We start from the raw sequence: 3009 nt of genomic DNA, 5'->3' as shown, positions 1-3009 counted from the left end.
CGGCACCGCGGGAGCGGCCGAGCGCGTCCTCACATTCGCGCAGTCGCTCTGGCCGCTTGTCGTGGTCCTCTCCTGCACTCGGGGCACAGGCCGGACGGCGTGAGCCGCCGGGGACCGGGCCTGCCCGCCCCGGAAGGCCCGGCGCCCCTCTGCCAGGGGCGCGGCCCGTCCGTCAGGGGCGCGGCCCGATCGGCAGACCGCCGTCCCGGACCAGGATCGCCGACGCGGGGCACGAGTCCGCGGCGTCGAGCGCGCGCTCGTCAGGAGCTATCCGCTCACGGACGGGCCTCGCCCGGTCCTCGTCGTCCAGCGTGTACAGATCGGACGCCATCGCCGCGCACATGCCCGACCCCATGCACAGATCGCGGTCCACCTCCGTCGTCCACGACACGGCCCTCACCACCCCACCGGCATCTCGCGCGGCCCCCGCACGAGCATCTGGTTCTTCCACTCCACGTCCCCCGCCACATGCAGTGCAGGGAAGCGCACGAGCAGTGCCTCCAGTGCCTCCTGCAGCTCCAGCCTGGCGAGCGGTGCCCCGAGACAGTGATGGACCCCGTGCCCGAAACCCAGGTGCTGGACGCCGGTCCGGGTGACGTCGAGCCGGCCCGGCCCCTCGAACTTCAGGGCGTCACGGTTGGCCGCGCCGACCGCGACGAGCACCGGCTCACCGGCCCGGACGAGCGTGCCACCGACCTCCACGTCCTCGGTCGCGTACCGGGGGAAGCCGGCGCCGCTGCCGAGCGGCACGAACCGCATCAGTTCCTCGACCGCCCCGCGGATCAGACCAGGATCCTCCCGCAGCCGCTTCAGCTGATCGGGATGGTCGAGCAGCGCGTACACGAAGTTCGGGATCTGGGTCGCGGTGGTCTCATGACCGGCGACGAGGATGCCGACACAGAGATCGACCAGTTCCAGTTCGCTGAGGCGGTCCCCGGTGTCACGGGCCTCGATCAGTCCCGTCATCAGATCCTGCCGGGGACTGCGCCGGTGCTCCTCGATCAGCGAGCCCATGTAGGCGCGCAGCTCCTCACGGCTGCGCAGGAACTCCTCAGCCGTCAGGGAGCTGGTGGACAGGGCGGCGTCGCTCCAGACCCGGAACTTCGGACGGTCCTCCTCCGGCACACCGAGCATGCGGCAGATCACCGCGACGGGGATCGGCAGCGCGTAGTGCTCCACCAGGTCGGCCGGCTGCCCCCGGTCCTCCAGCTCGTCCAGCAGGCCGTGGGACAGCTCCCGCACCCAGGGGCGCAACTTCTCCACCTGGTGCACGGTGAACGCCTTCGCCACCAGGGTGCGCAGCCGGGTGTGCTCCGGGGGGTCCATGCTCAGGATGCCGCTGTCCCGCTGCCCCTCGGACTGGCGCGGCTCGTCGTGGCGGAGGGCCTCCGCCCGGCTGAAGCGGCGGTCGCCGAGCACCAGGCGCGCGTCGGCGTACCGGGTGGCCAGCCATGCGGGCTCCCCGTACGTCAGGCGTACGCGCATGAGTCCGGGTCGTTCCAGGGCTTCCTGGTAGGCGTCCGCCAGTCCCAGCCCGGCCGACTCGTTGAACGGATAGGGGACGGGGGTCTGTCCTGCCGTGGCCGTCATCGTGTGGCCTCCCTGTTTCCCGGCTCTGTCAGCGGAATTCGAGAATCAGGTTCCGGCGCCGAAGCGGTCAACAGCGCCTTGTCGGCCATCATGGCCCGGCGCTCCGGGGGAGCGGCGGGTCCGGTGGGGCGGAGGGTGCTCCATGGGGCGGCTCACGGCTTGCGGCCCACCGCCACATAGCCGGCACTGATGACGTCGTCCTGGCCGGGGACCGGCTCACCGAGCTCGGGATGCCACGCTTCGGCCGCCACGATGCCGGGCTCGACGATCTCCAGCCCGCCGAAGAACCGGGCGAACTGATCACGGGTGCGGGGCACCAGGGTGAGCGTGTTGGCCTTGTACATCTCGTCGACCTTGCGGGCCGCCGCCGGGTGGAAGTCCGCGGTGAGGTGCGAGATCACCACATGGCTGCCCGGCGCGAGGACCGCGGTCAGGCGGTCCACCAGTCCGTAGGCGCCGTCCTCGTCACTCACGAAGTGCAGCAACGCGATCATGGAGAGCGCGACCGGCCGGCTGAAGTCGAGGGTCTTGCCCGCGTGCTGGAGGATGGCCTCCACGTCGCGGGCGTCAGCCTGTACGTAGTCGATGGCACCCTCCTCGGTCCCCTTCAGCAGGGCCTCGGCGTGTGCCAGGACGATCGGGTCGTTGTCGCAGTAGACGACCCGCGTGGCCGGGGCGGACTGCTGGGCCACCTGGTGGAGGTTCGGCTCGGTGGGTATCCCGGTGCCGATGTCGAGGAACTGCCGGATCCCCTGGCCGGTCAGCCATCGGGTGGCGCGGTGCATGAATGCCCGGTTCACCTTCGCCATGACCGGGACCGCGGGCTCCACGGCAAGCATCTGCCGGCCCAGCGCCTCGTCCACCGGGTAGTTGTCCTTGCCGCCGAGGAACCAGTCGTACATCCGGGCAGGATGAGGTCTGCTGGTGTCGATGTGCAGAGCGCGGACATCGTTCTCCGGTCGGGACATGGCGGACTCCTGGTGTACGCAGAAGAGGTGATCGGCTTTCGAACACCATAGGGAAGACGGGTGCCGAAAAGGCCGGGAAGAAGGCAACTTGATCGCCGGACGCCGATAACTTTTCGAGCGGTGCGGACACGGACGGTGCGGAGAGCGGGACGGCGGGCAGGGCCGCCGCCCCGCTCGGGCCGGTGAGGCTGCCGGGGGTCAGCCTGCTCTGCAGGAGACGGTGGGCCAGGTCCAGTTGCCGTTGGCCTGGATGGTCGCGCCCCAGTTGTTGCCGCTGCCGTTGGACCTGGCGGTCAGCACCTGGGCGCTGGGGTAGGAGGCGGTGGTGTTCCAGGTGGAGAGGACCTTGGCGGGGGAGGGCACGTTCATGGTGACGGTCCAGGTGTTCGAGCCGGAGACCGTGACATCGAGGTTGTAGCGGTCGCTCCACTTCTGGCCTGCGGAGACGGTG

The 3009-nt window shown here is 70.4% G+C and carries 3 protein-coding genes and 1 pseudogene; all 4 read right to left on the bottom strand.

The features are described from left to right. Positions 1 to 172: 172 nt before the first annotated feature. Positions 173 to 400, bottom strand: coding sequence for a ferredoxin (locus tag VN520_RS21520; protein ID WP_325748570.1), 228 nt, complete (start codon positions 398 to 400; stop codon positions 173 to 175). After that, complete coding sequence (locus VN520_RS21515) at positions 397 to 1590, bottom strand: cytochrome P450 (RefSeq protein ID WP_325748569.1); 1194 nt, start codon at positions 1588 to 1590, stop codon at positions 397 to 399. Before VN520_RS21515 ends, VN520_RS21520 begins: the two co-directional genes overlap by 4 nt. Before the next feature lie 152 nt (positions 1591 to 1742). Next, a complete protein-coding gene (locus tag VN520_RS21510; protein ID WP_325748568.1) occupies positions 1743 to 2558 on the bottom strand; it encodes an SAM-dependent methyltransferase in 816 nt (271 codons plus the stop codon). 198 nt (positions 2559 to 2756) lie between these two features. Next, a pseudogene (locus VN520_RS21505) lies at positions 2757 to 3009 on the bottom strand (1,4-beta-xylanase); the annotation flags it as partial.

Origin of the sequence: Streptomyces sp., assembly GCF_035563135.1 — a bacterium.
In the GTDB taxonomy this organism is placed as follows: domain Bacteria; phylum Actinomycetota; class Actinomycetes; order Streptomycetales; family Streptomycetaceae; genus Streptomyces.
Note: the sequence above shows the minus strand (reverse complement) of the source record. Positions and strands in the feature narration are given on the sequence as shown.